The organism is Tessaracoccus sp. OS52, assembly GCF_020687685.1.
Lineage (GTDB): Bacteria > Actinomycetota > Actinomycetes > Propionibacteriales > Propionibacteriaceae > Arachnia.
This window is the reverse complement of record NZ_JAJEWM010000001.1, coordinates 861,816-885,197: the sequence shown is the minus strand read 5'-3', so window position 1 is coordinate 885,197 and position 23,382 is coordinate 861,816. Positions and strand designations below refer to the sequence as shown.

17 protein-coding genes are annotated in these 23,382 nt (G+C 67.6%); 12 read left to right on the top strand and 5 right to left on the bottom strand.

Features of this window, described 5'->3' with window-relative positions; all coding sequences use genetic code 11:
- Nucleotides 1-58: 58 nt before the first annotated feature.
- Both LKO27_RS04050 and LKO27_RS04045 read left to right on the top strand, forming a co-directional pair.
- Nucleotides 59-1,018: a squalene cyclase gene (locus LKO27_RS04050; RefSeq protein ID WP_227735593.1), complete on the top strand. Its 960-nt coding sequence runs from the start codon at nucleotides 59-61 to the stop codon at nucleotides 1,016-1,018.
- Nucleotides 1,015-1,977, top strand: a complete 963-nt coding sequence (locus tag LKO27_RS04045; protein ID WP_227735592.1) for a squalene cyclase — start codon at nucleotides 1,015-1,017, stop codon at nucleotides 1,975-1,977. The genes LKO27_RS04050 and LKO27_RS04045 overlap by 4 nt, the downstream gene beginning before the upstream one ends.
- 26 nt (nucleotides 1,978-2,003) lie before the next feature.
- Here LKO27_RS04045 and LKO27_RS04040 read toward each other — a convergent pair whose 3' ends face one another.
- From LKO27_RS04040 to LKO27_RS04025, 4 genes are all read right to left on the bottom strand, one after another.
- A complete protein-coding gene (locus LKO27_RS04040) occupies nucleotides 2,004-2,963 on the bottom strand; it encodes a CPBP family intramembrane glutamic endopeptidase (protein WP_227735591.1) in 960 nt (319 codons plus the stop codon).
- 281 nt (nucleotides 2,964-3,244) lie between these two features.
- The gene (gene ndk, locus LKO27_RS04035; RefSeq protein ID WP_227735590.1) at nucleotides 3,245-3,652 is read right to left on the bottom strand and encodes a nucleoside-diphosphate kinase; all 408 of its coding nucleotides are present in this window, start codon (nucleotides 3,650-3,652) and stop codon (nucleotides 3,245-3,247) included.
- Between the two features lie 8 nt (nucleotides 3,653-3,660).
- Nucleotides 3,661-4,011: a DUF4233 domain-containing protein gene (locus tag LKO27_RS04030; protein WP_227735589.1), complete on the bottom strand. Its 351-nt coding sequence runs from the start codon at nucleotides 4,009-4,011 to the stop codon at nucleotides 3,661-3,663.
- Nucleotides 4,008-5,360, bottom strand: coding sequence for a folylpolyglutamate synthase/dihydrofolate synthase family protein (locus tag LKO27_RS04025; RefSeq protein WP_227735588.1), 1,353 nt, complete (start codon nucleotides 5,358-5,360; stop codon nucleotides 4,008-4,010). Before LKO27_RS04025 ends, LKO27_RS04030 begins: the two co-directional genes overlap by 4 nt.
- Before the next feature lie 149 nt (nucleotides 5,361-5,509).
- Here LKO27_RS04025 and LKO27_RS04020 point away from each other — a divergent pair, with 149 nt between their 5' ends.
- The 4 genes from LKO27_RS04020 to LKO27_RS04005 all read left to right on the top strand — a co-directional run bounded on the left by LKO27_RS04020 (nucleotide 5,510) and on the right by LKO27_RS04005 (nucleotide 12,895).
- Nucleotides 5,510-6,304, top strand: a complete 795-nt coding sequence (locus tag LKO27_RS04020; RefSeq protein ID WP_227735587.1) for a thioredoxin domain-containing protein — start codon at nucleotides 5,510-5,512, stop codon at nucleotides 6,302-6,304.
- Nucleotides 6,305-6,393: 89 nt separating this feature from the next.
- A complete protein-coding gene (gene valS, locus LKO27_RS04015; protein WP_227735586.1) occupies nucleotides 6,394-8,952 on the top strand; it encodes a valine--tRNA ligase in 2,559 nt (852 codons plus the stop codon).
- A 180-nt stretch (nucleotides 8,953-9,132) separates the two neighbouring features.
- A complete protein-coding gene (locus LKO27_RS04010; RefSeq protein ID WP_227735585.1) occupies nucleotides 9,133-12,249 on the top strand; it encodes a discoidin domain-containing protein in 3,117 nt (1,038 codons plus the stop codon).
- Nucleotides 12,250-12,289: 40 nt separating this feature from the next.
- Nucleotides 12,290-12,895 carry a DNA-3-methyladenine glycosylase gene (locus LKO27_RS04005; RefSeq protein ID WP_227735584.1) on the top strand — a complete coding sequence of 202 codons (606 nt, stop codon included), beginning with the start codon at nucleotides 12,290-12,292 and terminating at the stop codon, nucleotides 12,893-12,895.
- A 14-nt stretch (nucleotides 12,896-12,909) separates the two neighbouring features.
- Here the strand turns inward: LKO27_RS04005 and LKO27_RS04000 are convergent, their stop codons facing one another.
- Nucleotides 12,910-13,566, bottom strand: a complete 657-nt coding sequence (locus LKO27_RS04000) for a vitamin K epoxide reductase family protein (RefSeq protein WP_227735583.1) — start codon at nucleotides 13,564-13,566, stop codon at nucleotides 12,910-12,912.
- Nucleotides 13,567-13,775: 209 nt separating this feature from the next.
- On the opposite strand from LKO27_RS04000, the gene LKO27_RS03995 reads away from it, so the two are divergent.
- The 6 genes from LKO27_RS03995 to LKO27_RS03970 all read left to right on the top strand — a co-directional run bounded on the left by LKO27_RS03995 (nucleotide 13,776) and on the right by LKO27_RS03970 (nucleotide 23,324).
- Nucleotides 13,776-14,813 carry a LacI family DNA-binding transcriptional regulator gene (locus tag LKO27_RS03995; RefSeq protein WP_227735582.1) on the top strand — a complete coding sequence of 346 codons (1,038 nt, stop codon included), beginning with the start codon at nucleotides 13,776-13,778 and terminating at the stop codon, nucleotides 14,811-14,813.
- A gap of 46 nt (nucleotides 14,814-14,859) precedes the next feature.
- Complete coding sequence (locus tag LKO27_RS03990; RefSeq protein ID WP_227735581.1) at nucleotides 14,860-16,194, top strand: extracellular solute-binding protein; 1,335 nt, start codon at nucleotides 14,860-14,862, stop codon at nucleotides 16,192-16,194.
- 85 nt (nucleotides 16,195-16,279) lie between these two features.
- On the top strand, nucleotides 16,280-17,212 hold the full coding sequence (locus LKO27_RS03985; RefSeq protein WP_227735580.1) for a carbohydrate ABC transporter permease: 933 nt from the start codon (nucleotides 16,280-16,282) through the stop codon (nucleotides 17,210-17,212).
- Nucleotides 17,213-17,217: 5 nt separating this feature from the next.
- A complete protein-coding gene (locus tag LKO27_RS03980; RefSeq protein ID WP_227737204.1) occupies nucleotides 17,218-18,045 on the top strand; it encodes a carbohydrate ABC transporter permease in 828 nt (275 codons plus the stop codon).
- A 40-nt stretch (nucleotides 18,046-18,085) separates the two neighbouring features.
- Entirely contained in the window at nucleotides 18,086-20,893 is a 2,808-nt protein-coding gene (locus LKO27_RS03975; RefSeq protein ID WP_227735579.1) for an alpha-L-rhamnosidase, read from the top strand.
- Entirely contained in the window at nucleotides 20,883-23,324 is a 2,442-nt protein-coding gene (locus LKO27_RS03970; RefSeq protein WP_227735578.1) for a glycoside hydrolase family 3 C-terminal domain-containing protein, read from the top strand. Before LKO27_RS03975 ends, LKO27_RS03970 begins: the two co-directional genes overlap by 11 nt.
- The last annotated feature ends 58 nt before the right edge of the window (nucleotides 23,325-23,382 follow it).

The window sequence follows — 23,382 nt, the reverse complement described above, 5'->3', positions numbered from 1 at the left end:
TAACCCGGCGTTGTGGAAATGCCCACGGGTGTCAGTGGCCCGTCCTAGCGTTGGGACCATGACGCAAGAAGGAGTCATCGACTGGCTGCTGGACTCGGACCCTGCCCTGCGCTGGCAGGTGGAGCGGGACCTGCTCGGGGCACCGGACGAGGTCTGGCAGGGCACCCGGGCTCGCGTGCCGACGGAGGGCTTCGGCCGGCAGCTGTTGGCTAGGCAGGACCCCGACGGCCAGTGGGCCGGGGGCGCCTACTTCCCGGCCGACGCCACCCCGGAGGAGTACGAGAACCGGGGGCAGCCGTGGACGGCCACCACCTGGTCGCTCCTCACGCTGCGGGAATGGGGCGTGGACGCCGACGTGCTCGGAGACACTGCTGAGAAGCTGGCGGTCAACTCCCACTGGGAGTACGAAGGGCTCCCCTACTGGGGTGGAGAGGTGGACGCCTGCATAAACGGCTACACCTTCGCCAATGGCGCCTGGCTGGGCGCGGACGTGTCCGCCATCGGGGACTGGTTCCTGGAGCACGAAGCTGCAGAGGGTGGCTGGAACTGCGAGTGGGTTGAAGGTTCCACTAGAGCCTCGTTCCACTCCACCCTCAACTCCGTCCGAGGCATCCTGGAACACGAGCGCTACACCGGAGGAAGCGAGGATCTACGCGCGGCCCGTCACCGCGGCGAGGAGTACCTGCTTCGTCGCCACCTGCTGCGGCGGTTGTCCGACGGCGAGATCGTCGGTCCCTGGGCCACCCACTTCGGGTTCCCCTTCCGCTGGACCTACAGCGCACTCAACGCCGCCGACTACTTCCGCTCGGCGTCGCCCCTGGACGGGTCACCTCCCGACCCACGCCTGTCGGAGGCGGTCGAGTTCATCCGCACCGCGCGCCGTGGGGACGGCCGGTGGGTGCAGGAACGGGTGCCGCGGGGGCGGGTCTGGTTCGATGTCGATGTGCCCGACGGGGAGCCCTCCAAGTGGCTCACCATGATCTCGCTGCGCGTTCTGAAGTGGTGGGACGAGCGGTGATCGGTTCCGGATTGCTGGACTGGCTCCTGGACTCGGATCCCGCCCTCCGCTGGCAGGTGCAGAGGGACCTCGCCGACGAACCTGAGGACGTGTGGCGTGGAACTCGGGCGCTGGTCGCCCGGCAGGGCTTCGGAGCGGCCCTGCTGGCCAAGCAGGACCCGGACGGGCAGTGGGCGGGTGGGGCCTTCTTCCCGCCCGACGTCACCGAGGCCGACTTCGACCACGGCGGTCAACCCTGGAACACGACGACGTGGTCGCTAACGTCCCTGCGGGAGTGGGGCGTCGACGCCTCGGCTCTCGCCGACACCGCTGAACGCCTGGCGGCCAATTGCCGCTGGGAGTTCGAGAACCTGCCGTACTGGGGCGGGGAGACAGACGTCTGCATCAACGCCTTCACCCTGGCCAACGGCGCGTGGCTGGGTGCCGACGTCTCCGAGCTCGCACAGTTCTTCCTGGACCACGAGATGGCCGAGGGGGGCTGGAACTGCGAATGGGTCGAGGGTTCGCGGCGGGCATCGTTCCATTCCACTCTGAACGCCGTCCGGGGCCTGCTCGAACATGAGCGCTACACCGGCGGGAGCGACGCCCTGCGCGCGGCCCGTCGTCGCGGTGAGGAGTACCTGCTGCAACGCGAACTCCTGCGGCGCCGGAGCGACGGCGAGATCGTCGGGCCGTGGGTGGACCATTTCGGGTATCCCTTCCGGGCCGAGTACAGCGCGCTCAACGCGCTGGACTACCTCCGGGCCGCCTCGCTGTTCGACGGCACTGCCCCTGACAGGAGAGCCGCCCCGGCGGTCGAACTGATCCGCTCGAAGCAGGGTGACGACGGGCGCTGGCTGCAGGAGCGCGCCCGCCACGGCCGCGTCTGGTTCGAGTTGGACGTCAACGATGGCCAGCCCTCCAAGTGGCTCACGTTCCACGCCCTTCGGGTGCTCCGCTGGTGGGACGACGTGGCGTGAGTCGGGCGGCCGCCGGCCGAGATCGCCTAGCGCCAACCGCCAGATAGCTCTGGCGGAGGGGCAGGTGCGGGCGGGGCGGCGGGGGCGGCCACGGTCACCATGGCGCGGCGTCTGGCCAGCACCTCGATCACTGCCGCGGCCACCAGGAGCAGCACCAGCTGGACGAGCACGATTGGCCCGGCGACGCCGGCACTGCGGTCGAAGATGCCGCCCCATTCCTGGAACGGCACGAAGGTGAGGCCGACGAGGTTGTTGGCCGCATGCATCGCGATCGCGGCCTCCAGACCCCCGGTACGCCAGGTGAGGTAGCAGAACAACAGGCCCATGCAGAAGTACATGAGGTTCAGCCAAGGATCGGCCGCACCGTGCAGGAGCATGAACACGAAGCTGCTGACAGCCGCGCCCAGCCCGAGCGCCACCCACCTGTGGGGCACCAGGGACCCCGCAGCGCGGAACAGCACGCCGCGGATCAGGTACTCCTCACCCGCCGCCTGGAATGGGGTGACCACGAGGATCGCCGCCAGCAGCGGGAGCCAGCCGGGTCTCAGCTCGAGGCCGAGCGCGGCCCACCCGCCGAGTCCCAGTTCGATGGCGGTGAGCGCAGCGACGGCCAGCAGCGAGATCCAGAAACACGTCAGCAACCATCCCCAGCGGGTCCGTCCGACCACTGAGCTGAGGAATCCCGCCGGCTGCCCGGTGAAACGCTGCAGCAGGAAGGCGAGCGGGATCATCAGCCCGAGCGCGACGCTGTTGGCGATGAAAACCAACCGCGAGACCTCCCCGGCCAGGAGATCGTTGGACACTTCCGTGAACCCGCCGGGCGTCAGGAGACCATCGATCACCACGGCTGCCAGAGTGATCACCAAGGAGATGGCGAAGAAGCCGACCGCCCCGAGGATGACCACCACGAAGGGCTTCCACATGGGGATCCCGGGAGTTCGCCAGAACTCCTGGTACTCCCGCTCGACCACGGGCAGCGTCGGCAAGCGGGCTGGCCGCTGACCGGGACCCGGACCGTACTGAAGCGGTTGCCACGGTGGTCCGGTCGGACCGTAGCCGGGAGGCGGTACCTGGCCGGGGCGCGACGGATGGTATCCGGGAGTCGGCACCTGACCCGGCGCCGGCCAGGTCCCTGGCGGCGCCCAGTTCGAGGGGCCGGGTGAGGGCGTGACCCACCCAGACGGCGCCTGCGCCCCGGGTGGTGTCACCGGCTGCCGAGGCACGCCGATCGGGTGTCCTTGCGGTCCCTCACCGGGGCGCGGTTCGCTCACGGCTTCGGGAACCAGAGCGCAATTTCGGAGGCGGCAGAATCCGCAGAGTCTGATCCGTGCACGCAGTTCTGCCTGGTGGAGGTGGCGAAATCGGCGCGGATGGTCCCGGGCTCGGCCTTCGCGGGATCCGTGGCGCCGTTGATCTCGCGCACGCGCGAGACCGCGTCCTCACCCTTCAGGATCCCCGCGATCAACGGACCCGACGTCATGAACTCCCGCAAGGGTGGGTAGAAGTCCCGCTCCAGGTGCTCGGCGTAGTGGCGGTCAGAGAACTCGCCGTCGATGGTGCGCATGTCGAGTTCGGCTATCCGAAGACCCGCGCTCTCATAGCGGGACAGGATGTTGCCCACGTAGCCGCTGGCAACGGCGTCCGGCTTGATGATGACGAAGGTCTGCTCTGACATTGCGCTCCTCAGGCTTGGTCGACTGCCGAGCGTCGGTCCAGACGCTTCCCCAGCACGAACGACATGATCCAGATCAATGCGAAAACGATACCCATTGCATACATCCAGGGCGTCAGGAGCCCCAGCGCAATGCCCGCGCCCTGTGTGGCCCAGCCGAACCAGTACCCCCAGCCGCGACGCAGCCCGACGGCGCCCAGCAACGCCAACACCGTCGCCGCCGTCGTCCACAGGACCGCCGTGCCGACGGGAACCTTCGACAGCTGCACCATCCCCGCGAAGGCGAGCCAGAACACGACGATGTCGAACACAAGGATCGACATCATCGCAGCGCGGATGGGGTTGCCGGCCGACAGGGTCATGCCTCGTCCACCTCAGTGTCTGCAGGCTTGTCCGAGACGAGCAGGTCGCGAGCCTCGCCGGCGGCGATGACGGAGCCGGCGATGAGCACCCCGGAGTGGGAGCCGGCTGCGTCGGCCAAGGTGGCGGCAAGCTCGATGGCGTCGGCCATCCGGTCAGCGCGCCGGACCCTGCCGGCCGGCCAGATGTCCTCCGCGAGCGCAGCGAGATCCTCAATGGGCAGCGCTCGTGGCGAGTTCGCGGTACGGGTGATCACCACCTGCTCCATCTGCTCGGCGAATATCTGCAGGACCGACTCGGCGTCCTTGTCCCGCATCATCGCGACCACACCGACGAGCGGCGCGAAGGCGAAGGACTCGGTCACGGCGTCGATGGTGGCCCGTGCAGCATGGGGGTTGTGGGCGGTGTCCACCACGATGGGTGGAGAGGTGCGCACGAGCTCGAGCCTCGCCGGTGCGACGACCGCACCCAGACCCTCGTTGATGATCTCCGGACTGAGTGGCTTTCCCCCGAGGAAGGCCTCGACCGCGGCCACCGCCAGCGCGGCGTTGCGGGCCATGTGCTCCCCGTACAGGGGCAGGAATACATCCGGGACCGGTCCGCCGGCGGTGTCGATCCGCAGCAGCTGACCCCCGACGGCCACCCGCCGGTCCAGCAGTGAGAAGTCGACGCCCTCCGCGCGCACCTGGGCGCCGACGTCGACGGCGCGGGAGAGCAGCACCTTCGCGGCCTCAGGGTCCTGGCCAGCCAGCACTGCGGTGGAACCCTCCTTTATGATTCCCGCCTTCTCCGCGGCGACCTCCGTGAGGGTGTTGCCGAGGATGTGCGTGTGGTCCAGCGCCACCGGGCAGACGACTGCGACCTTGGGACTGACCACGCTGGTGGCGTCCCAGCGTCCTCCCAACCCCACCTCCACCACAGCAACGTCGACGGGGGCGTCGGCGAAGGCGGCGTAGGCCATCCCTGTGATCACCTCGAAGAACGTCATGTCCACGCCGTCGAGCTTCTGCTCGTCCACCATGGCGACGAAGGGCTCCACCTCGCGCCAGATCTCGCCGAAGCGCTCCTCGCTGATCGGGTCGCCGTCGATGCTGATCCGCTCCCGGGCATCGCTGAGGTGCGGGCTCGCGAAGCGACCCACCCGGAGCCCAGCGGCACGGAGCAGGAAGTCGATCATGATGGCCGTGCTGCCCTTGCCGTTGGTGCCGGCCACCTGGATGACCGGCACCGAGTGCTGCGGGTCCCCGAGCAGGTCCATCAGCGCGCCGATGCGATTCAGGCTCGGGGCAACCCGGTGCTCAGGCCACCGGCTGGTGAGGTCAGCGACGAGGTCCGCGTGAGTCTGGTTCATGGTGTCCCCAAGCCTAGCGTTCGGCCAAGGCGATGCCGCTGCCCCCGGATGGCCCCGCTTCGGGACACTTGTCCGCTCAAGTTAGGATGTCCCCCGTGCGTAGTGCGCACCCACCAGGCAACCGGACGGCACAGGAGTAGGAACGAGATATGGCCAACAATTCAGGGCTGAGCAAGCGCGCTGCCCTCAAGCAGCAGCAGGAACTCGAGGAACGTCGCAAGCGCAATTCGAGGATTCTTGGCTTCAGCCTCGGCGGCATCGGACTCGTGGTGGTCGTCATCGTGGCCATCGTCATCTTTCAGACGATCGGCCAGAGCGGCAGCCGGAGCGAGAACCAGATAGCCCCGCCGAACGCCACCGAGGGGTACGGCATCGAACTGGTCTCGCAGGACGCCGAACCTGCGGCCGATGCACCGCACGTCGTCCTCTACGAGGACTTCCAGTGCCCCGCGTGCAAGGCCCGCGAGGAGGCCTACGGTCCTGCGTTCAACCAGCTCATCGACCAGGGTGAGATCACCCTTGAGATCCGGTTCGCCACCTTCCTTGAGATCAACCACGGCAACGACGCCTCCACGCGTGCGGCGCAGGCAGCTGCAGCCGCGGATTCGGTGGGCAAGTTCCGCGAGTACCACTCCTACGTCTACTCCCAGCAAGGCGTGAACACCGCCGGGTACAGCGACCAGCAGCTGCGCGTCGACTTCCCCGCCGCCGTCGGCATCGAGGGCGAGGACCTGACCAAGTTCCAGGAGCTCTACGACACCGAGGCGTTCGCAGACTTCGTCGAGAACTCCAACGAGATGTTCAACACCGAGGGCATCGGCTCCACGCCCACGTACCTCGTGGGTGACAAGAGGCTGGAGTTCTTCGACACCACGACGGAGGAGATCCTGATCCAGCCCACGCCGGACGACGTCCTCCGCGCCATCAAGGAACTCGCTGGCTGAGCCTCCCCCGCCGATCGCACACCGCCGCCCCCGCCAGCCGGGGGCGGCGGTTTCGCGTCCGTGTGGCGGGGGTCGTTAAGATCGCACGCATGACTGCAAACGCCGATCAGCGCGGCCTGCCCGACAAGCCCGTCCTCGAAGGACTCGAGGCCAAGTGGAGCAAGGTCTGGCGCGACGAGAAGACGTACGCCTTCCAGCGGCCGGATTCCCGCGACGACGTATTCAGCATCGACACGCCCCCTCCGACGGTCTCGGGTTCGCTCCACGTCGGTCACGTCTTCAGCTACACCCACACCGACGTCGTCGCGCGCTACCAGCGCATGAAGGGCAAGCAGGTCTTCTACCCGATGGGCTGGGACGACAACGGCCTGCCCACGGAGCGCCGGGTCCAGAACTTCTACGGTGTCCGCTGCGACCCCTCCCTGCCCTTTGACCCGGATTTCACCCCTCCGGCCAAGCCGGACCCGAAGCGGCAGGTGCCGATCAGCCGCCCGAATTTCGTGCAGCTGTGCCACGAACTGACCCAGATCGACGAGCAGGCCTTCGAGGCCCTCTGGCGCGAGCTGGGGCTGTCGGTGGACTGGGACAGCCTCTACACCACCATCTCCGACGACGCCCAGACCGTCGCGCAGCGGGCCTTCCTGCGCAACTGCGAACGGGGCGAGGCCTACATGTCCTACGCGCCGACGCTGTGGGACGTGACGTTCCAGACCGCGGTCGCCCAGGCGGAGCTCGAGGCCAGGGACTACCCCGGGCATTACCATCGCGTCGCCTTCCACCGCGACGGCGCCGACCCGGTCCACATCGAGACCACGCGGCCCGAGCTGCTGGTCAGTGTCTGCGCGCTCATCGCCCATCCCGACGACGAGCGCTACCAGCCGCTGTTCGGGACGACCGTGAAGTCACCCCTGTTCGGCGTCGAGATCCCGGTCCTGTCGCACCCCGATGCCGAGCCCGACAAGGGCGCCGGCATCGCCATGTGCTGCACCTTCGGCGACCTCACCGATGTCACCTGGTGGCGGGAACTGGACCTCCCCACCCGGACGGTCATCGGCAGGGACGGCCGCTTCGCCACCGAGACCCCGGACTGGGTGGTCAACACCGAAGCCTACGAGCCGCTCGCCGGCAAGACCGTCTTCGGCGCCCGTGAGGCGACCGTGGCCGCGCTGCGGGATGCTGGGGACCTCGTCGGTGAGCCGACCCCCACCACCCGCATGGCGAACTTCTACGAGCGCGGCGAGAAGCCGCTGGAGATCGTCGCAACCCGCCAGTGGTACATCAAGAACGGCGGCCGGGACAAGCAGTTGCGCGACGAGTTGCTGGCCCGCGGGGAGGAACTCAGGTGGACGCCCGAGCACATGCGGCACCGCTACGAGAACTGGGTGTCCGGCCTGAACGGCGACTGGCTGATCTCCCGCCAGCGGTTCTTCGGCGTCCCGTTCCCGCTTTGGTACCAACTCGACATGGAGGGACAGCCGGACTACGACTCCCCCATCCTCGCCGAAGAGGCCACGCTCCCCATCGACCCGATGACCGACGTCCCGCCGGGCTACTCCGAGGACCAGCGTGACGTGCCGGGTGGGTTCATGGCGGACCCGGACATCATGGACACCTGGGCCACTTCGTCGCTCACCCCGCAGATCGCTGCGGGCTGGGAACGCGACGACGAGCTGTTCAACCTGGTCTTCCCGATGGACATGGCACCGCAGGCGCACGACATCATCCGCACCTGGCTGTTCAGCCGCATCGTGCGCTCGAACTTCGAGCACCACACGCTGCCCTGGAAGCGGGCCACCATCTCCGGTTTCGTGGTGGATCCCGACCGCAAGAAGATGAGCAAGTCCAAGGGCAACGTCGTGGTCCCCACCGAGATCCTGGAGAAGTTCGGGTCCGACGCTGTGCGCTGGCGTGCCGCGATGGCCCGCCCCGGCCTCGACTCGCCGTTCGACGAGTCACAGATGAAGGTGGGTCGTCGCCTGGCCATGAAGGTGCTCAACGCGAGCAAGTTCGTGCTGTCCATGGCCACTGGAGCCCCTGACGCCACCGCCATCACGAACCCCGTGGACAAGGCCATGCTCGCGGCGCTGTCCGGCGTCGTGACCGAGGCGACGGCAGCCTTCGAGAACTTCGACTACACCGGAGCCCTGGAAAAGACGGAGACCTTCTTCTGGGCGTTCTGCGACGACTACCTCGAACTGGTCAAGGAGCGCGCCTACGGTGGCCAGTCCGCCGCCGAGCAGGCCTCCGCCCAGGCCGCCCTTGCGCTCGCGCTCGAGGTGCAGTTGCGGCTGTTCGCGCCGTTCCTGCCCTTCGTGACGGAGGAGACCTGGAGCTGGACCCACTCGGGCTCCATCCACCGCGCACAGTGGCCCACCGTCGAGGAGATCGAGGGCGGAGGGGACCCGGTTCTCCTTGCCGACGTCGCCGCGGCCCTGATCGCCATCAGGGGGGCCAAGTCGAACGCAAAGGTCTCCATGAAGACCGAGGTCTCCCGCGCCGTGTTCTCGGGACCCGCCGACGTCATCTCCCGGCTGCGGCCCATCGAGCCGGACCTGCGCGCCGTCGGCCGCATCACCGGTGAGGTGGCGTGGGTGGAGTCCCAGGAGCCGCTCTCGGTCGACGTCGAACTGGCCGCCCCCACCGAGTAGGGGCGGCCCCTCGAACGTCGTCGGTTGGCCGGTGGGCCCTGACACACGATGACGTCACGCGTCGCGCAACATCCCTGAGCGGTCGCGCGAATTCCCTTGAAGGTGACCCTGTGCGCCACCTAGCGTCCATGGCAGCTCAATATTCGGCACACGGACGTGCAGATCCAGAGGAGTTCCCAAGTGACCCACGGCATTGTTTTGAAACGGTTCAGGTCGGCGCTCGCCGGTGCGCTCGCAGTAGGGCTGGCGCTCGGCCTGACAGCAGCCCCGTTGCCCGCACACGCGGCCGACTTCGACATCTTCGCCTCGGACCCCCATCTGCCCGAGGGTCTGGTGAACCTCGCGGAGGGCAAGCGGGCCACAAGTTCGTCGGCCTATGAGAAGGCGGACGAGGGCTGGGCCACGTCGTTCGTCAACGACGGGAGGATCGGCACCGGTGCCCTGGCCTACGGCTGGTCCACGAACCCGATCGGCAACACTGCCACCGTGACCACGCCTGCCTGGACACAACTGGACCTGATCGCTCCCAGCACCATCGAGTCCGTGGCCGTCTGGCCGCGCATGGATGCCGCCGCGATCGGCCAGAACTTCCCCGTGGACTACGCCGTGGAGGTCTCCGGCGACGGACGCGCGTGGACGACTGCGGCCACGAGCACCGGCAACTCGTCGGTGACCTCGGCGCAGGTTCTGGAGTTCGAGCCGGTCGATGGGCGCTTCATCAGGATCCACGCCACGCGGCGCGCACCCGGCGGGGCCGACGGCCCCCTCGTCCAGGTGGCGGAGTTCGCCGTGTACGGGACCGCACAAGGGTCACTGCTGGAGGTGGACAAGCCCGCCCTCGAACTCCTGCCGGGCGAGTCCGACAGGCTGACCGCGCTTGTCAACGGCACCCCGGCGGATCCGAGCGGACTGACCTGGAAGTCTGCTGATCCTTCCGTCGCCACCGTGGACGCCACCGGACTGGTTCAGGCCGTCGCGCTCGGATCGACGACGATTCTCGCCACCCTTGAGGGCAGCGATCCGGTTGCGGTGCCCGTCGAAGTCATCGCCGAGCGCGTCCACACCGACTCGGAGTTCATGATCTCCGCGTTCTGGCCGCCCACAGCGCAGTACACCACTGCCGAGCAGTACGACCTCCTGGCCGATGCCCACGTCGACTACGTCCAGAACGTCGACAGCACCGACCTGCAGGGGCGCTCGCTGAACCTGGAGATGGCCGCACTCGCCGCGGAGCGCGGCATGCGGGTGGGCATCTCGGATCCTCGGTTGAACGAGTCGCTGGGCCTCAGCGACGCCGAGATCCGGGAGATCGTCGCCTCATACGAGAACGTCCCCGGGGTGGGCGGCTTCTACCTGAAGGACGAACCGTTCAACGCCAACCCCTATGCCCGGGTCCACCGGGCAGTCAAGGACGAAGCGCCCTGGCTGTACCCGTACCTCAACTTCCTGCCCATGTTCGCCTACCCGGACCGGGCCACTTACGAGAGCCAGATGGACGACTTCGTGGAACTCGCGGGCACCGATGAGGTCGACTACCTGATGTATGACCACTACCCGTTCGGCGATGCCCCCAACTCGCTCAACTACCGCTCGATGCTGGAGAACATGGGCGCAGTGCGCACGGTCGGCCTCGAGAACGACGTCAAGACCGGTCTGTACCTCCAGTCGATCGGGCGCGTCAACGCCGACGGCAGCCCGGCGGGCTTCCGGCGCCCCAACGCTGCCGAGATCCGCTACGAGGTCAACGCCGCACTGGCACACGGCTTCAAGCAGATCTCCTACTTCACCTGGTTCACCCCGACGGGCCGGCCCGAGACGTTCACCGACGCCATCATCGCGCCCGACGGCACCCCCACCGACCTCTATGGACCGGTCAAGCAGGTCAACGCCGAGGTCAAGGCGCTCGGCCCCACCCTCATGGGTCTGGACGCCGTCGAGGTCTACCTCGCCGGGCCGGACACCTATGGACAGCCCACCATTCCCGACGGATTCATCGGACAGGTGGGCGAGGACGACAACGTGATCATCTCCCGGATGGTCAACGAGGAAACCGGTCGGCAGTACCTGATGGTGGTGAACAACGACTTCACCGCTGCCCAGAGCGTCGACCTCCACGTGCTTCGTGGCGTGAAGCAGCTGCAGGTCGTCAGCCGCATCGACGGTGCGCTGGAGACCCGCCAGTCCAGGAACGGCCAGTTCAGGTTCGAACTCGACAGGGGCGACGCCGTCCTGCTGGCCCTGCCTGCAGGCGTGAACTACGCCGAGACGCCGGGGGCCGAGGATCCCGTGAACCTGGCCCTGAACGCCGACGTGACGGCGCCAACCTCGGAGGGCGCGGGCGGCTGGTACATGGACAAGCTGACCGACGGCGTCCGGTTCTCCACGGCCGGGAGCCGGGGCTGGCGCGCGACCGAGGCGGCTGAGGGGGAACTCTCGACGGTGACGCTGGACCTGCGCGAGGCCCGCAGCCTCAACCGGATCGACCTCTACCCCACCGGCAGCGTGTTCGGCTTCGGGCAGGGCTTCCCGGGCAGCGTCACGGTCTCGGCCTCCAGCGACGGTCACTCCTGGACAGAGCTGGCCACCGCAGACCTGGACATCGCCCCGGGTGCACCGGTACCGAGTCTGACGTTCGCCGACACGAAGGCACGCCACCTGCGCTTCGAGTTCGCAGACCTGGACCGGATGGGCTCGGAGCCGGCCCTGCAGCTCGGCGAAATCGAGGTGTTCTCCGACGACGGCACCCTGCCCCCGCCGGCGAGCATCGACCCAGGTGTTGACGACGAGCCCTGGTTCGAGGGCAAGAACCTGGCGCAGGGGCGCCCCGTCGAGGCTTCCAGTTCCACCGAGGCCCCCCAGTGGGGTTGGTCGACCGCGTTCGTGGTGGACGGCCAGTCCGGCCCGACCGCAGGCACCAACGGCTGGACCTCACAGGTGGCGGTCAACTGGAACGAGAACGAGCAGGAATGGGTGGCCGTCTACCTCGGTGGGCCGTACCTCCTCGACCAGGTGGTTGCCCACCCGCGGAACGCGGCAACCGACCAGGCCAACGCAGGACTCGGGTTCCCCACCGACTACCGCGTGGAGACGTCGCTGGATGGACGCACGTGGGAGGTGGCCGCAGAGGTGACCGGCGACGTCGCCATCTCGGCAGAGCCCAGGGTCCTGGCCCTGGACCAGCCGGTGGCGGCCGCCTACGTCCGACTGGTGGGCACACGCCTGAAGCTCAGCCAGCACGCTGCGGACGGGTACCTGATGCAGATCGGCGAACTGCAGGCCTACGGAACGCCGGCCTGAGCCGCCCGCCCCAGTTCACCGCTGCGGCAGAATTGGACGGATGGACGACCTGATGCCCCTGCCGCGGTCCTTCTTCCAGCGCCCCGCGCGGGAACTGGGACCGCGGCTGCTGGGGTGTCACCTCGTCGCCGGCGAGGTGGTGATCCGGATCACCGAGGTGGAGGCCTACGAGGGCGACACAGATCCGGGGTCCCATGCCTATCGCGGCAGGACCAACCGGAACGCCACCATGTTCGGGGAGCCCGGTCACCTGTACGTGTACCGGCACATGGGGCTGCATTCCTGCTGCAACATCGTCGCCTCCACCACTGACCACGCCAACGGTTGCCTGCTCCGCGCGGGCGAAGTCGTCCGTGGCGTGGAGACGGCCAGGGCCCGCCGCGCGGCCGCAGGAGTCACCAGGTCAGACAGAGATCTGGCGCAGGGACCGGGACGAATGACCGTCGCGCTCGGGATCAACTGGCTCGACGACGGTCTGGACCTGTGCGATCCAGCCAGTGGAATGCATCTCGCGGACCGGAGCGGAGCGGATCCCGAGATCGTGGCAGGCCCCCGGATCGGGCTGCGGCCGGAAGCGACGGAACCGCAGCACCTGTGGCTGCGGTTCCATGTGGCCGGCGAACCGACGGTCTCAGGCCGGCGCTGAAGTCAGCGCGGGTCTCACAGGAAGGCCGGCGCCCAGCGGATGACCTCGAGGACAACCACGAAGGCGAGCCAGCCGATCAGGATGATCGTGATCCATCCGCCCTTGGCGAACGCGACCGCCTTTTGGTGTGTCTCCGGCTTCAGGAACAGGTTGTTCTCGAGGATGTTCCAGTGCGTCATGGAGATGAAGACGAAGGTGGTTGAGATGGTCACCAGGATGCACCAGGGGCAGAGGGCGCCGATCTCATAGGTGGACTGGAACAGCAGCCAGTAGGCGAAGATCACGCCCAGCAGGTACACCGCGTTCGCGGTGAACATGAACCAGCGCGGGAACCGGACGCCGGAGAGGGAGGCGACGGCGATGGTCATGACCACCGGCTCCGAGATCAGGCCGAGGAAGGCGTTGGGGAAGCCGAACACCGACGCCTGCCATGTCAGCGCCACCTTGGCGCAGTCCAGGAACGGGTTGATCGAGCAGGCCAGCTCCGCGCCCGGGTCGGCCGCCAGGACAATGGCGTCGTAGGACAGGACGAAGGACGCGATCAGGCTCAGGGTGGCGAACAGCAGCATCTCCCCGAACAGGAAGCGCCTGGCCCGGCGCCACTGCCCCGCGCTGAGGAGTCCGTCGTCGGTCTCCTCCGGCTCCAACACGGCCGTATCACTCTGAGTCATGCGGCTGTCCTTTCTGGTCTTGTCAGGGCACCCGCCTGGCCGGGTCCGGAAACAAAGGTACCTGCGAGTTCCCCCACAGAAGCATTGGGCTGACCCATCAGCTCCAACGAGCGGGAGCCGAAATGAATTCCCGCGACCCCTTGCCTTGGTTCGTGGACCGGTCTACACTTTCTTTGTAGATTGATCTACACGCTCAACGTGGAGGTGTCGTGCAGAAGAGTTCGGTGACCATCGCGGACGTGGCCCTGGAGGCCGGCGTCTCCCGGGCAGCCGTATCCAAGGTGATCCGCAGCGCCTACGGGGTCAGCGAGGACATGCGCAGCCGCGTCCAGGCAGCCATCGATTCACTCGGATACCGTCCCAGCGTCGCTGCCAGGGCCATGCGGGGTTCGAGCTACACGATGGGCATCGAGATCCCCACCATCTCCAACCACTTCTTCGACAAGCTCGTGGAGGGCGCCGTCGCGGAACTGGAGGGCACGAAGTACCAGGTGATCATCGCACCCGCCGGCCCCAACCACGACAACGGGCCGAGGGCAATCCAGGCACTGGCGGACCGGCAGGTGGATGGCATCCTCGCAGTGTCGCCCGCGGTCCCACCGGCGTGGCTCGAGAACCTGGCCAGGCGCATCCCCCTGGTGATGATCGGTCGCCACGACGAGTCTGTGGGCTACGACATCGTCGTCGACGATGACGTCCTGGGCAGCCGACTGGCGGTTGAGCACCTCTACCAACTCGGCCACCGCGACATCGCCCATCTGACCCTCGACCCCGGTGCGGAGAACAAGCTCCCGCAGGCCCCGCACGCACTGCGCACCAAGAGTTACCTGGCCACCATGGAAGAACTGGGTCTGGAGTCCCGGGCGCGCATCCTCTACAACGCACCCACCGAGGAGGCGACCTACACCCACACCCTGGAGATCCTCGACTCCGCGGACAGGCCCACCGCGATCTTCGCGGGACACGACGAACTTGCCCTCGGCGCGCTGCGCGCCGTCGCAGAACGCGGCCTCACCGCCGCCGACGTCTCGGTGATCGGCTACGACGACGTCGAACTCGCATCCCACCCCCTCGTGTCCCTCAGCACCATCCACCAGCCGGCAGTGGAGATGGGCGCCACGAGCATGAGACTGCTCCTCGAGCGGATCGCCGGAAGGACGACACCCGTCCACGAAGTCTTCACCCCCACGCTCCGGGCCCGCGGATCCTCCGCGGCTCCCGTGTCTGACCAACACCCACACAAGTAACCGGGAAGCACTCACCGTGCACCCGCCTAACAGGAGGAACGAAGAAGTGTCCTTTGCCAAGATGAAGCTGTCACTCGTGGCCGGCGTGGCCGGCGCGATAGCACTCAGCGCCTGCTCCCCCGGCTCGCTCGGCACCACCGACGAGACCACCGCCGGACCCGACGGGGCCGTGGAGGCCATCGAACTCACCCTGCTGGTGGACAACTCCCCGCAGACCGTCAGCACCACCAACGCAATGGTGGATGCCTTCAACGAAACCCAGGACGAGGTCGTCGTCAAGGTGGAGACCCGGCCGCAGGGGGCCGACGGCGACAACCTCGTCAAGACGCGCCTGGCCACCGGGGAGATGACCGACATCTTCCAGTACAACTCCGGCTCGCTCATGGCGGCCCTGGACCCGGGCACGAACATGGTGCCGCTCACCGACGACGAATACATGTCGTCGATCCAGGACGCCTTCAAGCCAGCTGTCACCAGCGGTGAGGACGTCTACGGCGTTCCCTTCGGACAGGCAATGGGCGGCGGGATCCTTTACAACAAGTCGGTCTACGCAGACCTTGGGTTGGAGACCCCGAAAACCTGGGACCAGTTCATGGAGAACAACGCCAGGATCAAGGAGGCAGGTATCGATCCCGTCATCCAGACCTACGGCGACACCTGGACCTCCCAGCTGTTCGTGCTGGCCGACTTCCACAACGTCACCAGCGCCCAGCCCGACTGGGCCGAGAAGTACACCGCCAACCAGGCCAAGTACGTGGACCAGCCCGCGCTCGCCGGTTTCGAACGCCTGCAGGAGATCCATGAGGCCGGGTACATGAACAAGGACTTCGCCTCGGCGAAACTGCCCCAGGGCCTGCAACAGCTGGTTGACGGCACTGGCGCCCACTACCCGATGCTCACCTTCGCCATCTCCTCCTACCTTGAACTTGCCGACGACGCCGCCGAGAACATCGGCTTCTTCGCACAGCCAGGCGACGATGAGGCCAGCTACGGGCTGACCGCCTGGACGCCCGCGGCCATCTACATCCCCAGCACCACCACCGGGGAGAAGCTGGATGCCGCCAAGAAGTTCTTCGCTTGGGTTGCCACCCCTGAGGCGTGCGACGCACAGAGCGAGGCGATGCCGCCCACCGGTCCCTACATGATCGTCGACAGCACGCTGCCCGATGGTCTGCCGGCTGCGGTCAACGACCTGCAGCAGTACTTCACCGACGGCAACCTGAGCCCGGCGCTGGAGTTCCTGTCCCCGATCAAGGGTCCCAACCTCGAGAAGATCACCGTCGAGGTCGGCTCCGGCATCACCACTGCGGCCGAGGGCGCAGCGCGCTACGACGAGGACGTCAAGAAGCAGGCCCAGCAGCTCGGCCTCGAGGGCTGGTGACCTGACGGGTGGGGGCCGGATCACACGGCCCCCACCCCTCCCCTCCGGCCAACCGTTGGCCCTCCCCACCGTGAGGAGTTACCCGATGACCTCAACCGCGCCGGCGTCGCCGCCGACACTGAACCCCGAGCCGCCACCAGTTCGTCGCAAGACCGGCCATGTGGAGCGGACCTACCCCCTGTGGTTCTACATCCCGGGAGGCCTCGTCTACCTTGTGCTATTCCTGGTCCCAACAGCGTTCTCGTTCTACTTCGCGTTCACCCGCTGGACCCTGTTCGAGTCCCATTTCGTAGGCTTCGAGAACTTCGTCATGTTCTTCAGCGAGCCCGGCCTGATCGGCTCGCTGCGCAACACCCTGGTCTACGGTTTCATCACGTCATTGGCCAAGGTGGTGCTGGGCATGTTGCTCGCCGTCGTGCTGTCAGCGCCGATCATCGCCCGCGGCTACCTGCGCTCGGTCACCTTCTTCCCCGTCCTGCTGAGTGCCGTCGGGGTCGGACTCACCTTCCAGGTGCTGCTGGACCCGTTCAACGGCGTGGTCAACAAGGCCTGGACCGCTGTCCTCGGCGGTGACGGTCCCGGCTGGCTGACCAACCCCGACATCGCACTGCTGAGCGTGGCCGCCATCGACGTGTGGAAGGGCGTCGGCCTCGCCACCCTCATCTACATCGCCGGCATCGCCGCCATCCCCAACGAGTACTTCGAAGCAGCCCGCGTCGACGGCGCCAACAGCTGGCAGGTGTTCCGCGGGGTCATCCTGCCCCTGTCCTTCCCCGCCACCTCTACGGTCATCATCTTGTCCCTCATCGGCGGCCTGCGGTCGTTCGACCTGATCTGGACCACAACCCAGGGAGGGCCCGGCTTCGCCTCCGACGTCATCGCGTCGGTGATCTACAAGCAGTACCAGGCCGGCTTCTACGGCCTGTCCACAGCCGGCAACGTGATCCTGTTCATCGTCGTGACCGCGATCATCTACCCACTGTCCCGCTGGCTGAACTCGAAGGAGACTGACCTGTGAACACCATGCGCAAGTCCAGCAGCTGGACGGTCGGCATCACCGGCATCCTCCTCACCAGCGTCCTGTTCCTGGTGCCCTTCGCCTTCGTGTTCACCATGGCATCCAAGACCGCCCCGGAGGCGGCGCGCCTGGAGTTCAGCTGGCCGACGGAATTCGTGCTCTGGAGCAACGTCGTCGAGGTGTTCCAGGCGCGGGACTTCATGCTCATCATCGCCTTCATCAACTCGACGATCCTCACCGTCGCCAGCGTCTTCGGAATGGTCCTGTTCGGGGCGATGATCGCCTACGTCCTGTCGCGCCGCAAGAGCCGCGTCAACCCATGGGTCAATGGGCTCGTCCTGGCCGGCCTGATCATCCCGCCGGCAGTGGTGCCAACCATCTGGGTGATGCAGTCGCTCGGCCTGTTCAAGACCCTCCCGGGACTCATCCTCATCGAGATCGCGTTCGGGCTGTCGTTCACCGTCCTTACGATGAGGGCTTTCATCGGGACCATCCCCCGGGAGATCGACGAGGCCGCCATCGTCGACGGCGCGGGCCCACTGCGGCTGTTCTTCCAGGTGGTGTTCCCGCTGCTGAGATCCGTCATCGTGACCATCGTCGTGGTCCAGTCGATCTTCGTGTTCAACGACTTCCAGAACCCGCTCTACTTCCTCCCGGGAGACCAGAACGCCACCGTCCAGTTGACGCTGTTCAACTTCCAGAGCCAGTTCACCACCAGCTACAACCTGCTGTTCGCCAACATCCTGATCATCACCATCCCGATGTTGCTCATGTACCTGCTGTTCCAACGCCAGATCGTCTCCGGCATGACCGCCGGCGCGGTCAAGGGCTGAACGCAGACCACCTCCTAGCGTGCGAAAGGCGCTGAAACCAATGTCATTGGCAGTCGATCCTCCCCGTCTCGAGTACGGCCTGGACTCACACCTCGTACCCGTCCCAGCCCCACGGTTGTCCTGGGTGGTCCGGACCAACCACGCCGACTGGCGTCAGCGCTCCGCCGAGGTGAAGCTCACCTCCGGAGGAGAAGAGGCCACAGCCGGGATCGCCGGTGACGAGTCTGTATTCATCGGGTGGCCCTTCGAGGCGCTCTCGCCGCGGCAGCGGGGTGAGGTCCGCGTCAGGGTGGAGGGGCCGCAGGGCTGGTCGGATTGGAGTGACCCGACGCCCTTCCTCACAAGCTTCCTGGCCCCCGGCGAGTGGCTCGGCCAGTTCGTGGGGCTACCCGCACCCGCCGAGCACGCCCAGCCCTTGCTGCTCCGACGGGACTTCAGCGTCGGGTCGGGTCTGCTTCGTGCCAACTGGTACGCCACGGCACAGGGCACCTACCAAACGTGGTTCAACGGATCCGAGGTGGACGACCAGATCCTCAAGCCCGGCTGGACCTCCTACCAATACCGGATGGTGCACGACACCACCGACGTGACGCACCTCCTGACCGAGGGCGAGAACGCCGTCGGCATCGCACTGGCCGGAGGTTGGTTCACCGAACGATACGGATTCCAGGGGCAGGCGAGTCCCTTCTACGGCACTCAGCCTGCCGTGGCTGGGCAACTCTGCCTTGAGTACCTCGACGGTCGGGTCGAGTGGCTCAGCACCGACGAGACCTGGAGGTGCGACCCCGAGGGGCCCTGGGTTGCGGCGGGCATCTATCTCGGCGAGGACTACGACGCCCGACGTGCGCAAGCCGGCTGGAACCAACCCGGGTTCGATGCCGCCGGCTGGGTCCAGCCCGAGCTGCGGGAGGCGGCTGGTCCCACCCCGCAGGCGCGCAACGCGCCCGTCGTGCGAGTGACGGGGACGGTCGCTGTCAAGGATGTGCTCACCTCCCCCACCGGGGCGCTGCTGCTGGACTTCGGCCAGAATCTGGTCGGCCGGCTGCGGATCCGCGTCAACGGAGAGGCCGGCCAGCGTGTCAGCCTGAGGCACGCGGAGGTCCTCGAGGCCGGCGAACTGGGTGTGCGGCCGCTTCGGGTAGCGCGGGCGAGCGACAACTACATCCTGTCCGGCGAAGCCGACGGCGAGCAGTACGCCCCGACGTTCACATTCCATGGCTTCCGATATGCCGAGATCACCGGCTGGCCCGGGGAGTTCGACCCGTCCGACGTCGTCGCCGAGGTCGTCGGCTCCGACATGCAGCGGACCGGTTGGTTCGAATGCTCCGACCCGCTGGTCAACCGCCTCCACGAGAACGTCGTGTGGGGCATGCGGGGCAACTTCCTCTACATTCCCACCGACTGCCCCCAGCGCGACGAACGGCTGGGCTGGACCGGCGACATCCAGATCTTCGCGCCCACTGCGAGCTTCCTGTACGACTGTGACAGCTTCCTCGCATCCTGGCTGAAGGACCTCGCGCTTGAACAGCAGGCGGCCGACGGCAGCGTACCGTTCACCGTCCCGGACGTGCTGGGCTCCGCCCGGGTCCCGGCCGCGGCCTGGGGTGACGCCGCCACGATCGTGCCGCGGGTGCTCTTCGACCGGTTCGGCGACCGCGCCGTCCTGGAGGAGCAGTACCCGTCGATGAAGGCGTGGGTGGACCTCCTGCTGGGCCTGGCCGGTGAGCGCTACCTGTGGGAGGGTGGCTTCCAGTTCGGCGACTGGGTGGATCCGGACTCCCCGCCGGAGGACCCGGCTCGCGCAAAGACCGACGCCGACCTGGTGGCCAGCGCCTTCCTGTTCCGCTCGACGGCGCTGCTCGCGGAGACTGCCGAACTGCTCGGCATCTCCGAGGACGCCCGCCATTACGGCTCAGCTGCTGAGAAGGCCCGCCAGGCGTGGCTGAGGGAGTACGTGACACCGTCCGGCCGGATCGTCTCCGATGCGCAGACGGCCTATGCCCTGGCCATCGAGTTCGGGATAGCCCAAGGTGAGCTCCGTTCCCGGCTCGGAGATCGGCTGGGCTGGTTGGCTCGCAGGGACGGTTACCGCATCAGCACAGGTTTCGTCGGCACCCCCTTGGTCACCGACGCCCTCACCCACACCGGACACCTCGACCAGGCGGCCCGGATGTTGTTCCAGACCGAGTGCCCCTCGTGGTTGTACTCGGTTCTCATGGGCGCCACCACCATCTGGGAGCGCTGGGACTCGCTGCTGCCAGACGGCTCGATCAACCCCGGCGAAATGACCTCCTTCAACCACTACGCCCTCGGCGCCGTGGCCGATTGGCTGCACCGGGAGGTGGCCGGCATCGCAGCCGTCGAGCCCGGGCACCGGAGGGTCAGGATCGCTCCCCACCCGCTGCCCGGCCTGGAGCATGCCTCAGCCCGCTTCGACGGGCCGTACGGACGCATCGAAGTCGCGTGGCGTCGCGACGGTGTGAGGGTCGTCGTCGACGCCACCGTCCCAGCCAACTCAGGCGCCGTGGTCCGACTTCCTGAACGGCAGGAGTTCCACGTGGGTTCGGGCAAACATCAGTGGGTGTTCGACGCGCCGATCGAGCGCGACGGGTCCGCACCGCTCGGGATGGACACCCCCCTGGCGGAGATCATCGACGACCAGGACGCCTATCAGGCAGTGGTGGCCGCCTTCGACGCGATCGCACCTCACGTCGGGGAGGACTTCCGTCGCAGGACCCGCTGGATCCCCAACCAGCCGCTGTCCACCACCGTCGCGCTGCTGTCCACCGAGGCAGCCAAACTGGTCACCCAGCGCGTCGCCGAGTTCAATTCCCGCCGTGGGATCTGACGAGCGCGGCCCGCTCTGGCTGCAGAAGTGGGCGGCCATCGAGGACAGGGTCGACGCGCTTATGGCGGACCTGACCGGCGAGAACGTGGCACAAGTGCTGCTGGGCGACTTCACCCCTTTCCAGCAGCGGGGCGTCCCCGAGCCGAACTACGTGGACTCAGGCACGGGGCTGCGCGGCGTGGACGGCGCCACCGCATTCCCTGCCGGGATCGCGCTCGCGGCGTCGTTCGACGAGGACCTCGCGGCCGAGTACGGGGCCGCGGTGGGCCGGGAAGCGCGCAGGGCCGGTTTCAACGTCGTCCTCGGGCCCACGGTTGACCTCGCGCGCGACCCGCTCGGCGGGCGGATCGCTGAGGCCTTCGGGGAGGACCCGGTACTGGCCGGCCGCATGGGGGCAGCCCATCTCAGTGCCATGCAGGCCCAGCACGTCGTCGCGCAGGTGAAGCACTACGTCGCATACACCACCGAGACGCGACGCACGGGCCACGGGCTGGCGGTCCGTGGAGACGCGCTGGACGTGAGGGCCTCCGACGCGTTGCTGCACGACCTCTACCTGAGGCCTTTCGAATCCGTGGTGAGGGCCGGCGCCTGGTCGCTGATGGGGTCCTACAACCGGTTGAACGGCCGCTACGTCTGCCAGTCTGCGACCGTGCTGGACATTCCCCGACGGCTCTGGGGCTGGCGCGGGTTCTACTGTCCGGACTTCCTCTTCGCGGTCCGGGACCCGCAGCTCGCCCTACAGGCGGGTCTGGACCTGCCGGCCCTCGGCGGCGACGGCGGACGCACGCGCGCGATGGTTGACGAGGCGGAGCCGGGAGGGGCGCGCGAATCGGTTGCACGAGTCGCACGCGCGCTCATCGCCAGCGGTGTCGTCGACGACGCACCCGCTGTCCGGCCGGAGGTGTCCACCGCCGAACACCAGGCGGTCGCGCACAGGGCCGCAGTCGGCGGCACGGTAGCCCTGCGCAACACCGGTTTGCTGCCGCTGTCCAGTGACGTCGGCCGCGTCGCGGTGATCGGCCCGGCAGGTGCCGACGCCTTCCACGTCGGCGGGGGCGCGGCGTCAGTCTCCCTCACCCCGGAACGCATCACCACGCCCTTGGACGCGATCCGTTCGAGAGCCGGGACCCGCACCAGCGTTGTCCACGCCCAAGGCAGCTGGGGCGACGTCCCGCTTCCGGCTGTTCCCGCAGGTGTCCTCAGCGTGCCAGGACTGGACGCGGAAGGGGTTGCGGTGCAGTTCTTCGACGCCGAGTCCACCCGCACGCAGGTCCTGCCACAGGTTGCCCACAACAGCGACGTCGCAGTGCCCGAGCGCGACTGGCCGGCCCAGTGGCGGACCCGCCTCACACCCCGCGAGTCGGGACCCCATCGTTTCAGCCTCACCTTGGGTGGCCTGGCCAGGATGCGCATCGACGGACGCCAGGTGCTCGCGGGCAGCCGGGAGGCGCACCAGTTCATCAGCGGCCCGCAGTACCCGCTGCAAGCTGTTGCGGAACTGCGGGCCGGGCAACCGGTTGACATCGAGATCGACTACGAACCCGGTCCGGCCATCGTGATCGGCCAGATGGGACTCGGACCCAGCCTGCACCTTGGGTGGCAGGAACCCGATTCGCTCATCGACGACGCGGTGGCCGCGGCCGCCGACGCCGAAGTCGCCGTCGTGTTCGCGAACATGGCCAGCGGGGAGGGGATGGACCGCACCAGCATGACGCTTCCCGGCGACCAGGACGAGTTGATCCGCCGGGTGGCCGGGGCAAACCGAAACACCGTGGTGGTCCTCAACACCCCGGGGGCCGTGGAGATGCCATGGCTGGAGCAGGTGGCCGCCGTCCTGCAGGTCTGGTACCCGGGAGAGTGCTTCGGAGCGGCTGTCGCGGCCATCCTCTTCGGCGACGAGGAGCCGGGAGGGCGACTCCCGCTGACCTTCCCCCGAAAACGAGACCACCTGCCCGCCACTGCTTCGGGTGCGCTGGTCCCGATGGAGGTGGACTATGACGCCGACGGCGGGATCGGCTACCGCTCCCCCGCCGTGCTGGACCAAGGTGCGCTCTTCCCGTTCGGATTCGGCCTGGGTTACAGCCCGACGGAGGCGGATTCCTCGATCGATCAGGTTGACGACGACGAGCAGCAACTGACGGTCCGGGTGCGCAATCTCGGCGTCCGCGACACCGTGCACGTCGCCCAGATCTATGCCGCTGTCGACGGCGTCGAACCATGGGAACTGCTCAGCTGGATCCGGATTCCCGTGGAGTCGGGTGCAACCGCCCAGTCGCAGGTGTCCCTGACACCGGACCTGCTGAGACGCTGGGATGGAACTGCACAGGCTCGTCTCCCCAGGCCCGGGACACACCGACTGAAGGTTTGCGCCCACGCGGAGGACCCGGGTCAGCAGTTCGACTGGGTGATCGCGGGCGCTGCCGCACCCTGAGGGGAGCCCGGGGCGGAGGCGCCGACCTTCGGTTGGTCCGTCGGCCCCCGGGTGGAAT